Raw genomic sequence first — 17910 nt, 5'->3', positions numbered from 1 at the left:
CGCAACCTTCGGTGGCAAATTCCCAGGTGAATCGGGTGTTGATCAGTAACGGGCCCAGGTTCGAGGCGTGTTGCCGACGGTGTCGCGGGGGGTGGACACCGGTTCGCCGGGCCACACTCTTGGCATGGTGATCGAGAGCTTGCGCGTCCCCGTCGTCGCCGCACCCATGGCGGGCGGCCCGTCCACTCCCGAATTGGTGGCCGCGGTGTCGGCCGCGGGCGGATTCGGACAGCTGGCCGCCGGATACCTCGGCACCGAGGCGGTGGCCGCGCAGATCGCCGCGACCAGGACGCTCACCCCCGGACCGTTCGGCGTGAACCTCTTCGCGCCTGGTCCGGTCGCCGATCCGGCCTCCTACGCGGGCTACCTGGCCGAACTCGGGATCGAGTTTCCGCTCGGCACGCCCAAGCACGACACCGACGGCTGGGCCGACAAGCTCGACCTGCTGACCGAGGAGCCGGTCGCAGTGGTGTCGACCACCTTCGGCTGCCCCACCGCGGTGGAGGTGGACCGGTTGCACGCCGTCGGCTCCGAGGTCTGGGTGACGGTGACCTCGCCCGCCGAGGCCGCCATCGCGCTCGACGCGGGCGCCGACGCACTGATCGCCCAGGGAGCCGAGGCGGGCGGGCACCGCGCGTGCTTCCTCGACGATCCGGCTGACGACCCGATCGACCCCCTCGCCCTGCTCGCCCTGCTGCAACTGCTCACCGCCGCCACCGATCGTCCGATCGTCGCCGCGGGTGGCATCGCGACCGGCGCGGCGGTCGCGGCGGTCCTCGCCGCGGGCGCACGGGCGGCGCAGGTCGGCACGGCCCTGCTGCGCTGCCCGGAAGCCGGAACCAACGCGGTGCACCGCGGCGCGATCGGCTCCCCCGAACCGACCATGCTCACCCGCGCCTTCACCGGTCGGCGTGCGCGCGGCATCCGCAACCGGTTCCTCGTCGACCACACCGCGGGAGCGCCCGCCGCCTATCCTGAAATCCATTACGCCACTTCCCCTTTGCGCGCCGAGGGCCGGGCGGCGGGCAACCCGGATCAGGTGAATCTGTGGGCCGGGCAAGCACATTCGCTCAGCACCGAGCAACCAGCGGGCGAACTGGTCACCACCCTGTGGTCGGATGCGAAATCCTCGCTGCGCCGCGCCCTTTCGGACTGAACCCCGCTTATCGACAACGGATTTCGTTTACACTCGGCCGGGCATCGCATTCCATCGAAACACTTCGAGCAGGAGGAGAGCGCCATGTCCCTCGATGTTCCCGCCGCCTTACTTGAACGCGCCGAACAGGGCGATATCGACGACGCGGAATTCGTCGACTGTGTCCGCCGGTCGCTGCCCTACGCCTGGGAAGTGGTGAGCCGGGTCGCCGGTGATCTGCGTGCCGGCACCGACGAATACGCCGACAACCGGGTCCCGCCGCCGGACGAGGCGGCCCGTGGTCAGCTGCTGCGCGCCCTTGCCTCCGACGCCATCCGCGGCGGCCTGGAACGCCACTTCGGGGTCAAGTTGGCCTTCCAGAACTGCCACCGGGTCGCGGCCTTCCCGCTCTCGGCGGTCGGCGGGGAGACCTACACCCGCTACATCAGCCCACGCGCCCAGCTCTTGAACCAGAGTCCCGAGCTCCGTAACTGCTGAATCTTCGGCGGCCGCAGAAAGGGCGGGCGTGGAAGTGATTCCGCGCCCGCCCTTTTCGTCGTTCTAGACCGTGACGACCTCGAGCTCGCCCTCGGCGTACTGGGCGCGCAGGCGCTTCTTGTCGAACTTGCCGACGCTGGTCTTGGGCACCTCCGCGATGAAGGTCCAGCGCTCCGGCAGCTGCCACTTGGCGAACTTGTCGGCCAGGAAGTCACGCAGCTCGGTGGCCTCGGCGGCGGCACCCTCGGCCAGCACGATGGCGACCAGCGGGCGCTCGTCCCACTTCTCGTCCGGCACGCCGATCACGGCCGCCTCCGCGACGGCGGGGTGACCCATCACCGCGTTCTCCAGGTCGACCGAGGAGATCCACTCGCCGCCGGACTTGATGACGTCCTTGGAGCGGTCGACCAGGGTCAGGTAGCCGTTGGGGCTGATCTTGCCCACATCGCCGGTGCGCAGCCAGCCGTCGTCGAACTTGTCCGGGTCGACCTCGGCGCCGGTGGGCGAGTAATAGGAGCCGGTGATCCAGGCGCCGCGCACCTCGAGCTCACCGAGGGACTCACCGTCGTTGGGGACGACCTTGCCGTCGTCACCGACGAGGCGGGCCTCCACATTGGCCGGGAAGCGGCCCTGGGTGTAGCGGTACTCCCAGGCCTCGTCGCCCTCCACACCGGCGGGCGGGTGCGCGACGCTGCCCAGCGGCGAGGTCTCGGTCATGCCCCAGGCGTGCAGAATGCGCACGCCGTGCTTCTCCTCGAAGGCACGCATCATCGACGGGGGAACCGCCGAACCACCGACGACAGCCGTGCGCAGGTGCGAGATGTCCTGCGGCGCGGCCGCCAGCGCGGCGAGCACACCGCCCCAGATGGTCGGCACCGCGGCGGCGAAGCTCGGCTTCTCGGCGGCCATCATCTCCAGCAGCGGCGCGGGCTGCAGGAAACGGTCCGGCATCAGGATGTTGGCGCCCGACATCAGCGCCGCGTACGGCAGGCCCCACGCGTTGGCGTGGAACAGCGGAACGATCGCGAGCACGTAGTCGCCGCCGTGGAAACCCATGCCGTTGGGCGAGTTCACCTGCATGGCGTGCAGCCAGTTGGAGCGGTGCGAGTAGACGACACCCTTCGGGTCACCGGTGGTGCCCGAGGTGTAACACATCGCGGCGGCCGAACGCTCGTCGACGACGGGGAAGTCGAACTCGGCGGACTGGCTGTCGAGCAGCTCACGGTAGGAATGCACCTGCACTCCCTCAGGCGCGGCGAGCGCGGCCGGGTCACCGTTGGCGACGATCACGTGCTTGACCGTCTTCAGGTTCGGCAGGTACTGGGCGAACAGCGGAACCAGCGTGCCGTCGACGATCACCACCTGGTCCTCGGCGTGATTGGCGACGAACACCAGCTGCTCCGGGAACAGCCGGATGTTGAGCGCGTGCAGGACGGCGCCCATCGCGGGGACCGCGATGTAGGCGGTCATGTGCTCGTTGTTGTTCCACATGAAGGTGCCGACCCGGTCGCCCTCTTCGATGCCGAGCCCGCGCAGCGCGTTGGCCAGCCGAGCGGAATCCGCGCCGAGCTCGCGGTAGGTCATGGTGCGAACACCGTCGCCGGTCCAGGTGGACACAGTGGAGTCGCCTTGGAATGTGGCGGCATAGTTGAGCAGTTTTGCCAGCGAGAGCTGGTCGTCCTGCATTGTGCTCAGCATCGGTGCTCCTTCGAATCCCTCGCCGCGGAATGATCCACGTCACACGGGATGTTACCGAAAGGTTTGGCCTGGGCAACGGTTCTCCCAGCCAAGATTCCGGCGGACACATTGTCGGCGCGAACCGTTCGACGGCCTCCGCCGTAATGTGACGGCCATGGCTGTTGACCGCATGTTGCCCACCGAAGAAGCGCGCGATCTGATCGAGCTGACCCGTGAGATCGCCGACAAAGTGCTCGAGCCGCGCGTTGCCGAGAGCGAGAAGACCGGGGTCTTTCCCGAGGGTGTTTTCCCCGCCCTCGGCGCGGCCGGACTGCTCAGCCTGCCCTACCCCGAGGAGTTCGGCGGCGGCGCGCAGCCGTACGAGGTGTACCTGCAGGTGCTCGAGGAACTGGCGAGCCGGTGGGCGGCGGTCGCGGTGGCGGTGAGCGTGCACGGGTTGTCGTGCCATCCCCTGTTCACCTACGGCACCGACGAACAGAAACAGCAGTGGTTGGCCGGGATGCTGTCGGGCGAAACCATCGGCGCCTACAGCCTTTCCGAGTCGCACGCCGGTTCCGACGCGGCCGCCCTGCGCTGCCGCGCGACCCCCGTCGACGGCGGTTACCGGATCACCGGAACCAAGGCCTGGATCACCAACGGTGGCCGCGCCGACTTCTACACCCTGTTCGCACGCACCGGTGAAGGCTCGCGCGGCATTTCGTGCTTCCTCGTGCCCGCGGGCACCGAGGGTCTGAGCTTCGGCAAGCCCGAGGAGAAGATGGGTCTGCGCGGCATCCCGACCACCACCGCCGCCTACGACGACGTGTTCCTGCCCGCCGAACGCCGTATCGGCGAAGAGGGACAAGGTCTTTCGATCGCTTTCAGCGCCCTCGACGCGGGCCGCCTCGGCATCGCCGCCGTCGCCACGGGTGTGGCCCAGCGCGCGCTCGACGAGGCCGTCGCCTACGCCAAGGAGCGAGAAGCGTTCGGCCGCAAGATCATCGACCACCAGGGCCTCGGCTTCGTGCTCGCCGACATGGCCGCCGCCGTCGACACCGCCCGCGCCACCTACCTCGACGCCGCCCGCCGCCGCGACGCCGGTCTGCCCTATTCGCGTCAGGCCAGCGTCGCCAAACTCGCCGCCACCGATGCCGCGATGAAGGTGACCACCGACGCCGTCCAGGTGTTCGGCGGCTACGGCTACACCCAGGACTTCCCCGTGGAGCGCTACATGCGCGAGGCGAAGGTGATGCAGATCTTCGAGGGAACCAATCAGATCCAGCGCCTGGTGATCGCCCGCCATCTCGCCGGTTGAGCAATCCGGCAACGCGCTGATCACCGACGGTCAGCGCGTTCGCCGCAACCGGTCAGTAAACTGGACGGCATCTCGACACCTCGACGAAATGAGGCGTGCGATGCTGTGGTGGCTGGTGTTGATCCTGGTGGTATCGGTGGGCGCCCTGCTGTACTTGCGCGCCGAGCAGAACAAGCGGACCGCCCGCGAATTCGACGAGGCACGAGCCGAGGCCAGGGTGGGCATCGAACGCCTCGGCGGCCAGGTCTACGCCCTCACCCCGCGCAACGAAGCCGCCCGCCAGGCCCTCGCCGACGCCGCCGAACGCCACACCGCCGCCACCGCCCAACTCGACCGCGCGCGCTCACCCCACCAGGCCGACCTCGCTCGCCGCACCGCCCTCGAAGGCCTCTATTACATCCGCGCCGCCCGGCAGGCGATGAACATGGACCCCGGCGATCCGATCCCCGCCCTCGACGGCCAGGACATCGCGGGCCGCGTCGAACAGTCCCGAACCATCGACTACAACGGCCGCCGCATCACCGCCTCCCCCCACCACTCCCCCACCACCGGCCACTACTACCCCGGCGGTCGAGTCGCGGGCCGCCCCGTCCCCGCGGGCTGGTACTCCGAACCCTGGTGGAAACCCGCCCTCCTCGCCGGCGCCTGGGGAGCCGGCTCGGTCCTGTTGTTCTCGGCCCTGTTCGCCGGCATGCACGGCATCGGCTACGACGCCGAAGCCTTCGAAGACGGCACCGGCCAAGCCGCGACACCCACCCCCACAGACCTCACCGACCCCGGCTACGACACCGGCACCTACCCCGCCTTCTGACCGAGCCCACCAACCCACCCACCGCGTCGCGTTATACTCACCTCGGCCCGCCGAGCGAGCCCCCCGCCTTCGTAGCTCAGGGGATAGAGCACCGCTCTCCTAAAGCGGGTGTCGCAGGTTCGAATCCTGCCGAGGGCACCACCCTCCACCTGCATTTCAGCAGGTAGAGGGATGTTTTGACGTTGCAGCTTCGATCCCATCAGGAACCATGACATCGTTGAGCCTTTTCGGCGCAAACGTGCAGGCTGACCTGTTTCCTGGCACCTCAGCAGGTTGACGATCGGGTTGCCCTCGGTCCATTCGAAATACAAAACGATGCCGGCTGCACACCTTCGGGACGCTGTCGCCGGGGCCGCCTTTGATCAAAGGCATGGCCGCGGCGCCGGTTTCGAATCCGGACAGTCCCAGCGCCAGTTTCGGGAACACCAGCAGCGCGGTCTCGACCATCACCGATGATATTGCCGTACTCGGCGAACAGCGCGTCTTTCCAGTCCGCCACGAGCCGGCTCGCGGTGATCACGTGCACAGACCGGTGGCCGCGACGACCGCGAGGTACTACCCGGGGTCTACTCACGCGCTGGAGAGCGGGAAGCGTCACCGCAGCAATCGGTCGACCAGCCCGTCGAGGTAGTCCGGGGTAAGGGGGACCATCCCGAACAGGACGCGGATGTACATCGGGGCCAGGATGTGGTCCAGCACGCCCAACGCGTCGGGTGCTCGCTCACCCCGTTCGCCGGCACGGTCGAGCATGGTTTGCAATTGCCGCATGCGCTCGGCGCCGAGGTCCGCGAAAGGCCGCTGGCCCTCGAGACCGTTGCTGGACAGGGCGACTGCCAAACGAACCACCGCCAATCCGTCGGGTCCGGTGATCTCTCGTGCCACGTTGGCCGCGTAGGCGCGCAGGTCACCGTCGAGACTTCCGGTGTCGGGCATCGGCGACTGGGCGTTGAGGCGGGCCAGCGTCACGTCGGCGAGCAGGGCTTCCAGGTTGCCCCACCGTCGGTAGATGCTGCTGTCGGCCACGCCCGCGCGGGCCGCGACTTCGCCGACGGTGAAGTTGCCGTAGCCGCGCTCACGGATAAGGGCGGTGGCCGCCTCGTGCACCTGCGCGCCGACGCGAGCGCTGCGACCGCCGGGTCGTACGGCTCGCTGTCGATCATTCATGCCGATACCTTAACGCAGTTTCGCTTGCGTTTGTGCGCCCGCGTCGTTACAGTCCTCTAACGCAGTCACAACTGCATTAATGCGCTGCCGACATCGACTCCGGACAAGCGCAACTCGCGATTGGAGGTATCCAGATGGCGGTAACGCCGACGCCCATGGGCGGTCGATCACACCGAGCAGTGCTACTCACGGTGACCTGCCTCGGCCAATTCATGGTCCTGCTCGACAACACCATCGTCGGGGCGGCGCTGCCCGATATGCAGCACAGACTGAACACCCAGTTGACCGGCCTGCAGTGGATTGTCGACGCGTACGTGCTGGTGGTCGCCATGCTGCTGCTGTCCGGCGGCATCTTCGCCGACCGGTTCGGCCGCAAACGGGTGTACCTGACCGGTGTTGCGGTGTTCACCGCCGCTTCGGTGCTGTGCAGCCTCGCGCCCTCGCTCGGCTGGCTGGTCGCGGGTCGGGTGCTGCAAGGCGTCGGGGCCGCGGCGCTGAGCCCTGCCTCGCTGGCACTGCTCGCCGCCGCCTATCCCGCGCCGCAAGAGCGAATCAAGGCGATCGGGCTGTGGGCCGGGCTCAGCGGAATCGGCCTGGCCGCGGGCCCCGTCGCGGGCGGCGTGCTCACCGATGCTTTCGGCTGGCCCGCCATCTTCCTGGTCAATCTGCCCATCGGCGCGATCCTGCTGCTGGCCGGTCTGCGCACCCTCGACGAGACCCGCAATCCGAACTCCCCCGCCATCGATCTCCCTGGCACAGCACTGTCCGTCCTCGGTGTCGGGGTGCTGACATATGGGCTGATCGAGGGTGGCGCCCGCGGCTGGACCTCGCCGCTGATCCTGGGCAGTTTCGCCGTCGCGGCGATCCTGCTGGCCGCGTTCGTCGCCGTCGAAGCGCGTCGCCGCGCACCGATGCTGCCGCTGCGGCTGTTCCGGCAGCGGCTGTTCACCGTGTCCAACACCGCCATGATCGTGGTGGGGTTCGCGCTGATGGGCTCGTCGTTCTTCTTTTCCCAGTTCTTCGTCTACGTCCAGGGCAGCTCGATCCTGCGCGCCGGTCTGCAGACCCTGCCGCTCTCGCTCGCCATGGTGATCGTCAGCCCGTACGCCGGTCGGCTCGCCGCCCGGTACGGCTTCCGGATCGTGGCCACCACCGGCCTGGCGCTGGCCGGTCTCGGCCTGCTGACGCTGGGCATGGTGCATGCCGACACCGGCTACGCGAACGTCTGGTGGCGGCTGGGAGTCATCGGCATCGGCTTCGGCCTGACCATGTCGCCGCTGACGGGAGCTGCCATCCAGGCTGTCAGCCCGCAGGAAGGTGGCCTCGCCTCCGGTATCAGCAGCACCACCCGGCAGATCGGCGCGGTGCTCGGCGTCGCGGCACTCGGCGCCGTTGTCCGCACACAGCAATCCGGCGGCGCTTCCTTCGAGACCGGCCTCGACACCGCTTTCCTCGTGGCCGGCGCCATCACCGTGGTCACCGCCGTGGGCACCGGGTTGTGGCTCGTGCGATCCGAGCCCGCACCCCGAGATTCCACCGCCACCGCCTCGAACGTGGCCTTCGCGACCAGCTCGAATTAGTCAGCCAACGAAAGGAACTCTGTTTTGTCACCTGATCCGACAACCATTCACCCGCTGCCCGCACACGAGCGCGTGGTGTTCCTCCGGCCACTGGTCACCGCACCGCATATCGACGTGGGCGAATACACCTACTACGACGACCCTGACGGCGCAACGGATTTCGAGCACCGCAACGTCCTGTACGCCTACGGTCCGGAGCGGCTCGTCATGGGCAAGTATTGCGCGATCGCCTCGGGGACCACCTTCCTGATGGCCGGAGCCGAACATCCGACGATGGGGGTTTCCACCTTCCCGTTCACCATGTTCGGCGGCAGGTGGACCGACCAGACTCTCGACATCGTCACCGCCATGCCGAGCCGCGGCGACACCATCGTCGGCAACGACGTCTGGTTCGGCCATCGGGCGACCGTCATGCCCGGTGTCCGGATCGGTGACGGCGCGATCATCGCGGCAGGCGCGGTGGTCACCGCCGACGTCGCGCCCTACACAATCGTCGGCGGCAACCCGGCCCGACCCATCCGGCAGCGCTTCGACGACGCCGACATCGAGCGGCTACGTCGCGCCGCCTGGTGGGATTGGCCGGTCGACCAGGTCACCGAGCACGCCCGCACGATCATGGCCGGAACCCCGGCCGACATCGCCCGCATCGCCGGAGAGGAAATCCCATGAAATTCGCACTCGTGATCTTCGAGACGGCAGAGTCACGCCGCCGGATCCAAGCCGACCGGGCCGCGTACCGCGCGGAATACGAAGGCTGGATCGGCGTCCTCGCCGCGACCGGGAAACTGGTCGGCGGTGACGCCTTGGAGACCGAACACACCGCTCCCGCGACCGTGCGCACTGCCGCCGACGGGACGTCAACGGTGACCGACGGCCCCGCGCACGCAGGCGAGGAAACCCTCGGCGGCTGGTTCATCGTCGAGGTATCCGACCGCGCGGAAGCCATCGAACTGGCCAAGTCCCTGCCGACGCCGGAGACCGTCGAGGTCCGCCCAATCCTCGAATCCGCCTGAAAAACACTGAGATCGGACCAACCCACCACTGCTGGCGCTCGGCTTCGCCCGATCGCGCGCACCCCCGTCCACTCGTCCTGTCAGATCGGATAAGAATCCGCGATGACCAGGCGTTTTCCAGCTGCCCATGTTTTGCGTGCCTCGCCGAGGGCACCAGAACTTCTCAGTCGGGCATCGCCGAGTAGGTCACTACGAGGGGCGCGTGATCGGAGAGGCGCTCGGCGGGTGACGGTTCCTTGTCGACGACGACAGACCTCGCGTGGCGGGCGAGGCCGGGTGTCGCGAGTTAGTGGTCCACTCGCCAACCCACATCCTTGGCGAACGATTGCCCCGCCCAACTCCACCAGGTGAGTGGACCCGGGCGATCGCCGTGCACCTGTCGCACCACGTCGACGAGCCGGCGCGTGCCGAGAATCGAACTGAACCACTCGCGGTCGGCGGGCAGGAAGCCGTCCATCGTGCGGGCGGCACGCCAGTTGGTCACATCGTGCGGGGTGTGCGCGATGTTCAGATCCCCGGTGAGGACGAACTCGCGTCCCGCATTCAGCGCAGCGAGCCGGTTCCGGTGCACTTCGCGGGCGAACGCAGCGAGGAACCTCTGCTTGCGTTCGTACTTGACCCCACCGTCGGGCTGTTCGCGCATTGATCCCGGGCGCTGGAGATGCGCGGGCAGACCACCCTTGGGGAGATACAGAGAGGCCACCGTCACCGGGCGGTCGGCCAGGTCTACCTCGATATAACGTCCCTGCGCGGTGAACTCACCGAGTCCGCGGGCCCTGGGTGGGTGGGTCACCCACGTCCGCACGGCAGCGGCGGGAACCTTGGTCAGTACGGCCACACCGTTGCGACCGGCCACGGAACCGACGTCCACTGCCGCCGAATAGCCCGGGAAGGTTCCCACATCGGCTGCGGAACAACGCAACTCCTGCAGCGCGACCACATCCGCCGACCTGGCCCCCAACCACTGGTCGAAACCACGACGACGTGACGCGCGAATTCCGTTGACATTGAATGTGGCGACAGTGAAAGAGTCAGCGACCGACGAACCCATGGCAACACTGTGCCGGAGCCCCCTGTCACCCGCCCGGGCAGCTCCGGAACACGACCTGAAACCAGGATGTCGCAGGTTCGAATCCTACCGGGAGCACCGATAACGGCTGAGGCTCAGCAGCTGTTCGGAATTCACGCCCAGGCGGCACGTCGGCGATTCTCGAGCCCGCGCCCAGCTTTGCGCGCGTCGAAGGGCGCCCCCAGTCGCTGATCAGTAGCGAGCTGCGCGAGCCTCACCGGATCGCTACGACGGTAGAGCGTCTCGATCGCCGGACGAACTTCCGGCTCGGCATTGCCCAGCTCAGGACGTCGGGCCAGGTCGAGCACCGTCTGCTCCGGCGTCGTGGCCAGCGCATGGCCCAGCGGCGTTTCGACACGCTCGGCGTCGAGTGCGCCGGTATCGCGGCGAACGAACTGGACTCGGGCCGAGCGATCGGTCAGTGCGATCGGCCGATGCTGGCGCGGAACTGCGACGATCGCTGTGGCCAGCGCACGTGGCACTGCTCCCAGTGCGCGAGCTGCGCTGATTCCCATGACAATGGCCTGATCCGGCCCGTAAATCGATGTCGCGATACCTGCGGCGACGGCCTCCAGTGCGGGCAGCCAGGTCCGGCCGACATGGTCCGGCGCGACGATCACGTAGTAACCATGAGCGACGCGATGCAGTGCGCCCCGTTCGACGAGCCGCGCGATCTCAGGGCGCGGTTGTGCGTAGATGTCGACCAAATCCTGCGGCCGAAGGGTCCGAAGGGGCGCCCGCCAGAATTCGCCGGGCCAACGGATCAGTCGTCCCTCTCGACGTTGCCGCTAAGCTCAGCGCGAAATCCGCCACGACGATCAATCGACCGGAGTGAATTCCCAGGTTGCCCGCGTTACCATCTTCGATGTGCGCCGCCGAGGGCACCAGAAATTCGCCTGACGCAAGGAGGGTAGCGATGTCGAACCCGTCGAGCGGGTTCCCTGCGCTGCCCGACCGTATGACCTGGGACGAGCTGAGCGCCCTACCGCCCGACCAGTCGGAACGTATCGAACTGGTCAAAGGTCGCCCGGTCTGGGTCCGCACCGGCCCTCCGGAGCATCAACGTTTCGCTACTCGCCTGCGCAATGCCCTCGAGAATGCGGCCCGGCGCAGTATGAAAGCGAATCTTGGCGAGTGCTGGCAGGTGGACACCGAGACGAATGTCTTCCTCAGCCGTGCCAAGGACGATTTCCTGACTCCGGATTTCATGGTCTACCACTGCCCCGACGAACCATGGAGTCCCATTTTCGCCGAGGACGTCGTCATTGTTGGCGAAGTACTCTCGCCCTCCAACCACATCGGCCAGATGCTGACGAAACAGGCCCGCTACGCCGAAGCAGGGATCAGCGAGTACTGGGAAGTCCTCCTGAACCGTGAAGGCCGCCACATCGACACCATCCTGACCTACGTCCTGGCCACCCCTACCGACCTCCCGACCGGTGTCACCCCGCTGCGCCCGCGCCAGTACGCCTTGGTCAGCGAATGGTCCCCCACCGTCCACCCCCAGATCGCACTGAACCACCCCTTCCCCCTCACCCTGGAGTGGGCCGACCTCGAATATTGAGCAGGGTCTTCAACTCCGGGTAGGCCGGTCCGCCCTTACCAGGGGCCGGCCACACGCTGGTCAGGCGTACTCGTGTTATCGGAAGTCCAGAATCGGGACTGATCCGCCGGACAAGAGTCGAATGCGGGACACAAGATCGAGGACGAACTGGTCTTCGTTGAACGGTGTGTAGCCGCCACTGTGTCTGTGCGCCCTGACCTCGTAGAACAGGCAGCGGCGCAGCATCAGTACGTCATCGGGCAGTGCGCCTGCCTCTTCCCAATCGCTACGGATCAGCCGTACGGCTACGCCGAGCCCCTCCGGTCCGCCGAACCCCGCATAACCCGAGCACGTATGCGCGAAGTCGATGTGCGCCTGCGCGTCGGAATTCTCTGATGGCACCGCACAGTGCTCCGACATATTGTTCTCCTCCTTCGGCTTTCGACGGTGCCGCTTCGGCGGCGTGCCCTGTTCAGGGCAGCAGGGACGCGGGGGCGATGGTGACCGGGAACGGCGCGCGAAGGTCGGCGGTATCGCCTGCGGCAGCGCGGTGGGTTTGCTCGTATCCGCCGTCGGGACCGAGCCGGTAGGCGAAAAGGACCGGGAGCTCTTCACCAGGGAACTGCCCCGCGAAAGGGTTGATTTCGAATCGCCAGTAGGAGGCGATGCCAGCCGTGCTGTACATGATCGGCTTGACGACCCGGTCGGTCATGGTTGTCGACCTGGAGACCACTTCCACGACCAGGTCGACCTGCGCGACCGGTACCCCACGGCGTCCAAGTCGACTGCGCCTGTGGCGACCATGACATCCGGAATCGGCTCGTCTTCTCCGATGATCCCGCCGACTCCGTCGAGTACCAGCGAGTCCACGGGTGCCGCATCGACCAGAACGCGAACCAACCGCTGGATCAGCAGTTGGTGGCGTGGCTTCGGGGCGGCATCCACAACGAGCTGGCCATTCAGCACCTCGTATCGCAGGCCGTCTTCGGGTAGATCATCGAGATCGGCGGCGGTCCAATAATCATTGTGAGGCACGGGCATCGCCATGCGGGCCACCTCCTCCCTCGGTCTCGGCCCGAGCAGTTGAACCAATACTAGTGGGTTCGCACTGCTGGAACCCCATGCTGGTCGCAGCCGAGCACCGCTTGTAGCGCCTGGTGTGGCACGCGACTCTACGTACGCGAGCCCACGAAGGGGCGGCGTCTGGCGCACACGACACCGAGTGGGCGACGCAGAGTCGATGACTCAGGACGCCGGCCCGCCGAGCTGAACTCCTCGGCCGAACGGTCACCTCGATCGTCGACTCGTCGAAGCTCGAGGGTTTCGAGCCTCCCGGCGAACGGTGTCGGTCGGATCGTCGCCGGAGGACCGTCTGGGGTTCTATTGTTGCGGCGGTGGGTCTTTCGATTTGTTCGCGCGAGCGATTCCGTCGGGGATGAGCGGAGCTGTGATGATCGGTCTGGTTGTCGACGACGGCGGATTCGATGTGCTGGTAGGTGATTCGCGAATCGGGCCTCGGCGGGTGGTCGAGACGGACGATGTCGAGCTTCTCGACGAACTGACCGCCCGGTACGCGCGCCTGGTGCATTCTCGCGCTGAAGACGGTGCGCTGCTGAGTGTGGGGCGGGAGCTGTTCGATTGGCTGGATGGACCCGAGCGGCAGTTGAGTGGGTTGCTGGACAGAGCTCCGGCGCCGTTGGTGTTCGAGGTACGTGGGCCGCGGTCGCCCACGGAGTCGGCGTGGGCGATGCTGCGCGCACCGTGGGAGTTGTTGGCCGCGGCGGGAACAGGGTTTCTGGCTGCGGACGAGTTGGTCCGGTTCAGTGTGGTGCGGCGGCTCGGACAGGCGGCATCCGGACCCGAACCCTGTGACTTCCGGTTGGGGTTGGCGTTCATGGCCTCCGCCCCGTGGGGACAGCACGAACTCGACTTCGAGGCCGAGGAAGCAGCGATACTCGAGGCGGTCGGGGACGGGCGGGTGGACCTACTGGTGGAGGACACCGGCAACCCCGAGCAACTGGGTGCCCGGCTGGCCGAGGCCGACGAAATGACCGCCGTACACGTGTCGTGCCACGGACGCAACAACTGGAAGTCCGGCGATTCCGGTGTACCGGTGTTGTTGCTGGAGAACGACATCGGTGGACCGCGCCCGACAACGGCCGGTGAACTGATACGGCTGCTACCGACCATGTCGCCGCTGATGTTCGTGTCGGCGTGCTTGACCGCGACCGGGGCCGACGCACCAGCATCCGGAATCTTCGAGGCCGGAACCGGTGGCGGCTTGGTGCATTCGCTGGTGACAGCGCTGGTCACCGCCGGAGCCCCAGCGGTGATCGGCTGGGACGGTTCGGTCGGCGATCGAGCGGCGACGTTGTTCGCGAAGACGCTGTATCGCGATGTGGCCAACGGGGCCGACCTCGCAGTCGCGGTGGGCGACGCCCGCCGCGCACTCCTGCGGGAGACGGATTCAGCGGCACATCCTGATTGGCACATGGCCCGAGTGTGGTTGGGGCCCACCGGTGGTGGCCGGTTGGTGACGGGTCGGCGCAAGCGGTCTCTGGTGCGGGCCACCAGGGGCACAGAGATGTTCCTCGACCGCAAACAGCAAGTGCGAGTGGCAGATCCACGAATGTTCGTCGGTCGCCGCCTCGAACTGCAGGCCGCCCTGCGGGCGTTGCGTGACGGGCAGCGAGCGGGCGTACTGCTGCACGGGCAGGGCCGGTTGGGTAAGTCGAGTCTGGCGGCGCGGATCGCCGACCGGTACTCCGACCACGCCGTCGCGGTCGTGTTCGGCCGCTACGACGCGATGACCATCCTGGACGCGGTCGCGACCGCGGTCCACGCCAACCGCGACGCGCGCGAACTCATCGAACGGGAATCGGCGCGAGTGCGCCATGATCCGCAAGCCATCGGAGCGGTGCTGATCGACCTGCTGGCCGGCCCCTGCGCGCAAACCGGCCCCGGGCAACAACCACTGCTGCTGATCATCGACGACCTCGAACAGATCCTCGAGGACGACCCCGACGGCCCACATCGCGTGAGCCCCGCCCACGCCACGACGCTGGCCGCGGTGCTGCGAGCATTCGACACGTCCGACACCGACAGCCGAGTGCTGATCACCAGCCGATTCACCTTCACCCTCGGTGGGGTGGAGACCCGCCTCGCGCCTGTCCAACTACGGTCGATGTCACCGGTAGCCCAACGCAAACTCCACCGCCGCCAACAAGCCCTCACCACGGAGCACTGCCGCACCGAACGCGCGGAGCTGGCCGAGCGCGCGGTCGCCGCCAGCCGCGGCAATCCCGGACTGCAAGACCTCATCTGCCGTCACATCGTCTACAACGAGAACGTCTTTTACACCCATGCCGAAGACACGGTCAAGGGGATGGAGACCTATCTGAGACAAGGAGATCTGCCGTCGGATGCCGAGGTTCGCACGTTCCTGGAAAACCTCGCACTCGACACCCTGATGAATGAGGCCGGGCCCGCGAACCTGGCGTTGCTGCGCGCCGCCAACCTGTTCGACCTGCCGATACCCGAATCCGTCATCGGCATCCTCACCGATCAGCTTGGGGGCTCCCCCACTCGCCTGAGCGGTCTGGGTCTTCTCGAACCCCAGCGTGACCCCTACAACCCCGACCTTGTCGCCACAAGAGTGAACCCTCTGGTCGTGGGACGACTGGAGCCACTAACCGACAAGGAACGCACCTCTGTCGCCGCCGCCATCGTCAGGGTGTTGTACGCCACTTGGGGTGGCGAGTACCCTGCGCTACCGCGTGACCGCGCGCTGGATCTTCAGCTTACGCGGCTTGCTGTGGCGGCCGAGGACCCCACCGTGGTCAGTGCCTGCGCCGCTCGCGCGGTAATGCGGTTGAGTGACGGCCCCGCCGAGGACGCCGCGGCACTCGGCAACACTGCGATCGCACTGCTGGACCGCCATGAAACGCGGATTCCTCTCTTGCTACTTCGCCGCACTGCCGAGGCAGCCTTGACCAGCGGCGCCGCGGACATTGGCGAATCTTTGCTCGACCGGGCACTGCATACCACTGACGAAAGTGCCGGCTTAGAGCCTGCTCGTGCGCTGGCCACCCGCGCCGACCTCCATCTCCGCACCGGCAATCTCAGCGATGCCGAACAACTGTGGAAGAGGGCACAACGGCTGTTCACCGATGGCGGTTCAGAACTGGAAGCCACCACCGTCACCGCAAGACTGGCTGACCTCGCCGAAGCGCGCGGCGAATACGACGAAGCTGAACGCATCCTCCGCAACGACACCCTGCCGGTATTCAAACGCCTCGGCGACATCCGGGAGGTCGCGGTCGTCTGGGGGAAACTAGCCAACCTCACCGAGCGACGCGGCGAATACGACGAAGCTGAACGCATCCTCCGCAACGACACCCTGCCGGTATTCAAACGCCTCGGCGAGGTCTACTCGATCGCGGTCATCTGGGGGAAGCTGGCAGACCTCGCCCAGCAACGCGGCGAATACGACAAAGCCGAACGCATCCTCCGCAACGACACCCTGCCGGTATTCAAACGCCTCGGCGACATCCGGGAGGTCGCGATCACCAGGGCGAAACTGGCCAACCTCGCCGAAGCGCGCGGCGAATACGACGAAGCCGAACGCATCCTCCGCAACGACACCCTGCCGGTACTCAAACGCCTCGGAGACATACGCTCGATCGCGGTCACCTGGGGAAGGCTGGCAGACCTCGCCCAGCGACGTGGCGAACTCGACGAAGCCGAACGCATCCTCCGCAACGACACCCTGCCGGTACTCAAACGCCTCGGAGACGTCCACTCGATCGCGGTCACCTGGGGAAGGCTGGCAGACCTCGCCCAGCAACGCGGCGAACACGACGAAGCCGAACAAATCCGACGCGAAAACGAACTGCCGGTCTACGAACACCTCGGCGACACCCGCTCGGCTGCGATCACATGGGGACAGTTGGCCGACCTCGCCCAACTGCGCGGGGAATTTGACGAAGCCGAACGAATCCGACGCGAAAACGAACTGCCGGTCTACGAACACCTCGGCGACACCCGCTCGGCTGCAATCACATGGGGAAAACAAGCCGACATCGCCCGACTACGCGGAGAGTACGACCTTGCAGTCCGACTCCGGAACCAGCAGCTCGAAGCGGAGACGAAGCTGAGCAATCCTGAAGGCATAGCCACCGCTCGATGGGGGCTCGTTCAGATCGCTATCGCGAGGCAGGATCACGACTCTGTCCTAGGGAACCTCGCCGAAGCGTTTCGCAGCCTTCGCGATCTCGAGAATGCTGACGGCATCGCAGTTGTGGGTAAGACTTTCGGCGAAGTACTTGTGGCCGTTGGCCAGCCAGACCTTGCGCAGGACGTCCTCGCTGCAAGCCTGTCAGCCGCCCACAAGATCGGCGACAACGAACTCATCGCATCAGTACAACAACTGCTCGATCGAGCGAACGGGAACGAGGAAGAATGAGAATCCGAATCCAAGGTACCGCTGACAGCCCCGTCCGCGCCAAAGAGCGGCTCGATGATCTTCTGCGCCAATGGGATCAAGAATCTTCAGACGTATCTTCTACCTCCGACACAAACAACTCCGAACAGAACGGTTACGGGCAGAAGGGCGTCGACCCTGTCGCTCTCACCGCGCTGGTGGTGTCCATCCCCTCCGCCGCACTGGCCGTCCTCGACATCGCCGATCGCATCAGCAAACGGCGTCGCGCTGAGCAGTTCCTCGAGCACATTCGTGAACTCAGCACCCAAGGCGTCACCATCACCTTCGCGTCTCAGGACAGCGCCCCAGAGATCACCGCACTGACCCCCGATCAACTGCTCGACCGGAACACCGACGAGTAGCCACATCCGCCTATGCGAACCCGGTCGCCTGACGGCAGATTGACGGCGCACTTCCCGGCAGATCGACGACACACTATCCGGCAGATTGACGGGAGCACCTTCGGCAGACTGACGGGAGCGCGTAGGACCTTGACGGTCGCGTTCGACTTGCTCCGGCGAAACATCGAATTGAACTGCGACAGTGTCACGTTCGTCGATCCCCGTGCCCCACAACAGGTTTGCGCGTCGAAGGACGGCACACAGGTGCCGGATACCGCTCCG

The 17910-nt window shown here is 66.6% G+C and carries 15 protein-coding genes, 1 tRNA gene and 2 pseudogenes; 11 read left to right on the top strand and 7 right to left on the bottom strand.

The features are described from left to right. The first annotated feature begins 124 nt into the window (after positions 1-124). Together ACSVDM_RS03545 and ACSVDM_RS03540 are read left to right on the top strand one after the other, a co-directional pair. Positions 125-1156 (top strand): nitronate monooxygenase, encoded by a 1032-nt coding sequence (locus ACSVDM_RS03545; protein ID WP_439262768.1) that lies wholly within the window; start codon positions 125-127, stop codon positions 1154-1156. Positions 1157-1240: 84 nt separating this feature from the next. Beyond that, complete coding sequence (locus ACSVDM_RS03540; protein WP_439262766.1) at positions 1241-1633, top strand: SCO5389 family protein; 393 nt, start codon at positions 1241-1243, stop codon at positions 1631-1633. Positions 1634-1696: 63 nt separating this feature from the next. Here the strand turns inward: ACSVDM_RS03540 and ACSVDM_RS03535 are convergent, their stop codons facing one another. After that, positions 1697-3331, bottom strand: a complete 1635-nt coding sequence (locus ACSVDM_RS03535; protein WP_067641041.1) for a long-chain fatty acid--CoA ligase — start codon at positions 3329-3331, stop codon at positions 1697-1699. A 154-nt stretch (positions 3332-3485) separates the two neighbouring features. Between ACSVDM_RS03535 and ACSVDM_RS03530 the strand changes: the two genes are divergently transcribed. The 3 genes from ACSVDM_RS03530 (at position 3486) to ACSVDM_RS03520 (ending at position 5577) form a co-directional block, all read left to right on the top strand. Further along, complete coding sequence (locus tag ACSVDM_RS03530; RefSeq protein WP_067641039.1) at positions 3486-4625, top strand: acyl-CoA dehydrogenase family protein; 1140 nt, start codon at positions 3486-3488, stop codon at positions 4623-4625. Positions 4626-4725: 100 nt separating this feature from the next. Continuing rightward, entirely contained in the window at positions 4726-5436 is a 711-nt protein-coding gene (locus ACSVDM_RS03525; protein ID WP_439262764.1) for a DUF1542 domain-containing protein, read from the top strand. Between the two features lie 65 nt (positions 5437-5501). Beyond that, positions 5502-5577: transfer RNA gene (locus ACSVDM_RS03520), tRNA-Arg, on the top strand. Positions 5578-5592: 15 nt separating this feature from the next. On the opposite strand, the gene ACSVDM_RS03515 is transcribed toward ACSVDM_RS03520, so the two are convergent. Both ACSVDM_RS03515 and ACSVDM_RS03510 read right to left on the bottom strand, forming a co-directional pair. Continuing rightward, a complete protein-coding gene (locus ACSVDM_RS03515; RefSeq protein ID WP_439262762.1) occupies positions 5593-5883 on the bottom strand; it encodes a hypothetical protein in 291 nt (96 codons plus the stop codon). 147 nt (positions 5884-6030) lie between these two features. After that, the gene (locus ACSVDM_RS03510) at positions 6031-6600 is read right to left on the bottom strand and encodes a TetR/AcrR family transcriptional regulator (protein ID WP_439262761.1); all 570 of its coding nucleotides are present in this window, start codon (positions 6598-6600) and stop codon (positions 6031-6033) included. A 191-nt stretch (positions 6601-6791) separates the two neighbouring features. On the opposite strand from ACSVDM_RS03510, the gene ACSVDM_RS03505 reads away from it, so the two are divergent. Genes ACSVDM_RS03505 through ACSVDM_RS03495 form a run of 3 tightly spaced genes read left to right on the top strand, consistent with a single transcriptional unit; the run spans position 6792 to position 9193 of the window. Further along, positions 6792-8180 (top strand): DHA2 family efflux MFS transporter permease subunit, encoded by a 1389-nt coding sequence (locus ACSVDM_RS03505; protein WP_439262759.1) that lies wholly within the window; start codon positions 6792-6794, stop codon positions 8178-8180. Positions 8181-8204: 24 nt separating this feature from the next. Next, complete coding sequence (locus tag ACSVDM_RS03500; RefSeq protein ID WP_439262757.1) at positions 8205-8849, top strand: CatB-related O-acetyltransferase; 645 nt, start codon at positions 8205-8207, stop codon at positions 8847-8849. Beyond that, on the top strand, positions 8846-9193 hold the full coding sequence (locus ACSVDM_RS03495; protein WP_439262755.1) for a YciI family protein: 348 nt from the start codon (positions 8846-8848) through the stop codon (positions 9191-9193). The genes ACSVDM_RS03500 and ACSVDM_RS03495 overlap by 4 nt, the downstream gene beginning before the upstream one ends. A 163-nt stretch (positions 9194-9356) precedes the next feature. On the opposite strand, the pseudogene ACSVDM_RS03490 reads toward ACSVDM_RS03495, so the two are convergent. Together ACSVDM_RS03490 and ACSVDM_RS03485 are read right to left on the bottom strand one after the other, a co-directional pair. Then, positions 9357-10244 (bottom strand): annotated as a pseudogene (locus ACSVDM_RS03490) (exodeoxyribonuclease III). Between the two features lie 131 nt (positions 10245-10375). Then, positions 10376-10969, bottom strand: a complete 594-nt coding sequence (locus ACSVDM_RS03485) for a type IV toxin-antitoxin system AbiEi family antitoxin domain-containing protein (protein ID WP_439262753.1) — start codon at positions 10967-10969, stop codon at positions 10376-10378. A 209-nt stretch (positions 10970-11178) separates the two neighbouring features. Here ACSVDM_RS03485 and ACSVDM_RS03480 point away from each other — a divergent pair, with 209 nt between their 5' ends. Then, positions 11179-11826: a Uma2 family endonuclease gene (locus ACSVDM_RS03480; protein ID WP_439262751.1), complete on the top strand. Its 648-nt coding sequence runs from the start codon at positions 11179-11181 to the stop codon at positions 11824-11826. A gap of 75 nt (positions 11827-11901) precedes the next feature. Here ACSVDM_RS03480 and ACSVDM_RS03475 read toward each other — a convergent pair whose 3' ends face one another. Both ACSVDM_RS03475 and ACSVDM_RS03470 read right to left on the bottom strand, forming a co-directional pair. Next, positions 11902-12225: a hypothetical protein gene (locus ACSVDM_RS03475; protein ID WP_439262750.1), complete on the bottom strand. Its 324-nt coding sequence runs from the start codon at positions 12223-12225 to the stop codon at positions 11902-11904. 52 nt (positions 12226-12277) lie between these two features. Beyond that, positions 12278-12846 (bottom strand): annotated as a pseudogene (locus tag ACSVDM_RS03470) (Uma2 family endonuclease). A 409-nt stretch (positions 12847-13255) separates the two neighbouring features. Here ACSVDM_RS03470 and ACSVDM_RS03465 point away from each other — a divergent pair. Next, positions 13256-17269, top strand: a complete 4014-nt coding sequence (locus ACSVDM_RS03465) for a CHAT domain-containing protein (RefSeq protein WP_439262748.1) — start codon at positions 13256-13258, stop codon at positions 17267-17269. Next, a complete protein-coding gene (locus ACSVDM_RS03460) occupies positions 17266-17649 on the top strand; it encodes a hypothetical protein (protein WP_439262746.1) in 384 nt (127 codons plus the stop codon). The genes ACSVDM_RS03465 and ACSVDM_RS03460 overlap by 4 nt, the downstream gene beginning before the upstream one ends. The last annotated feature ends 261 nt before the right edge of the window (positions 17650-17910 follow it).

The sequence above is a fragment of the Nocardia sp. JW2 genome, from assembly GCF_051843015.1.
Taxonomy (GTDB): domain Bacteria; phylum Actinomycetota; class Actinomycetes; order Mycobacteriales; family Mycobacteriaceae; genus Nocardia; species Nocardia coubleae.
This window is presented reverse-complemented; position numbering and strand designations above follow the sequence as displayed.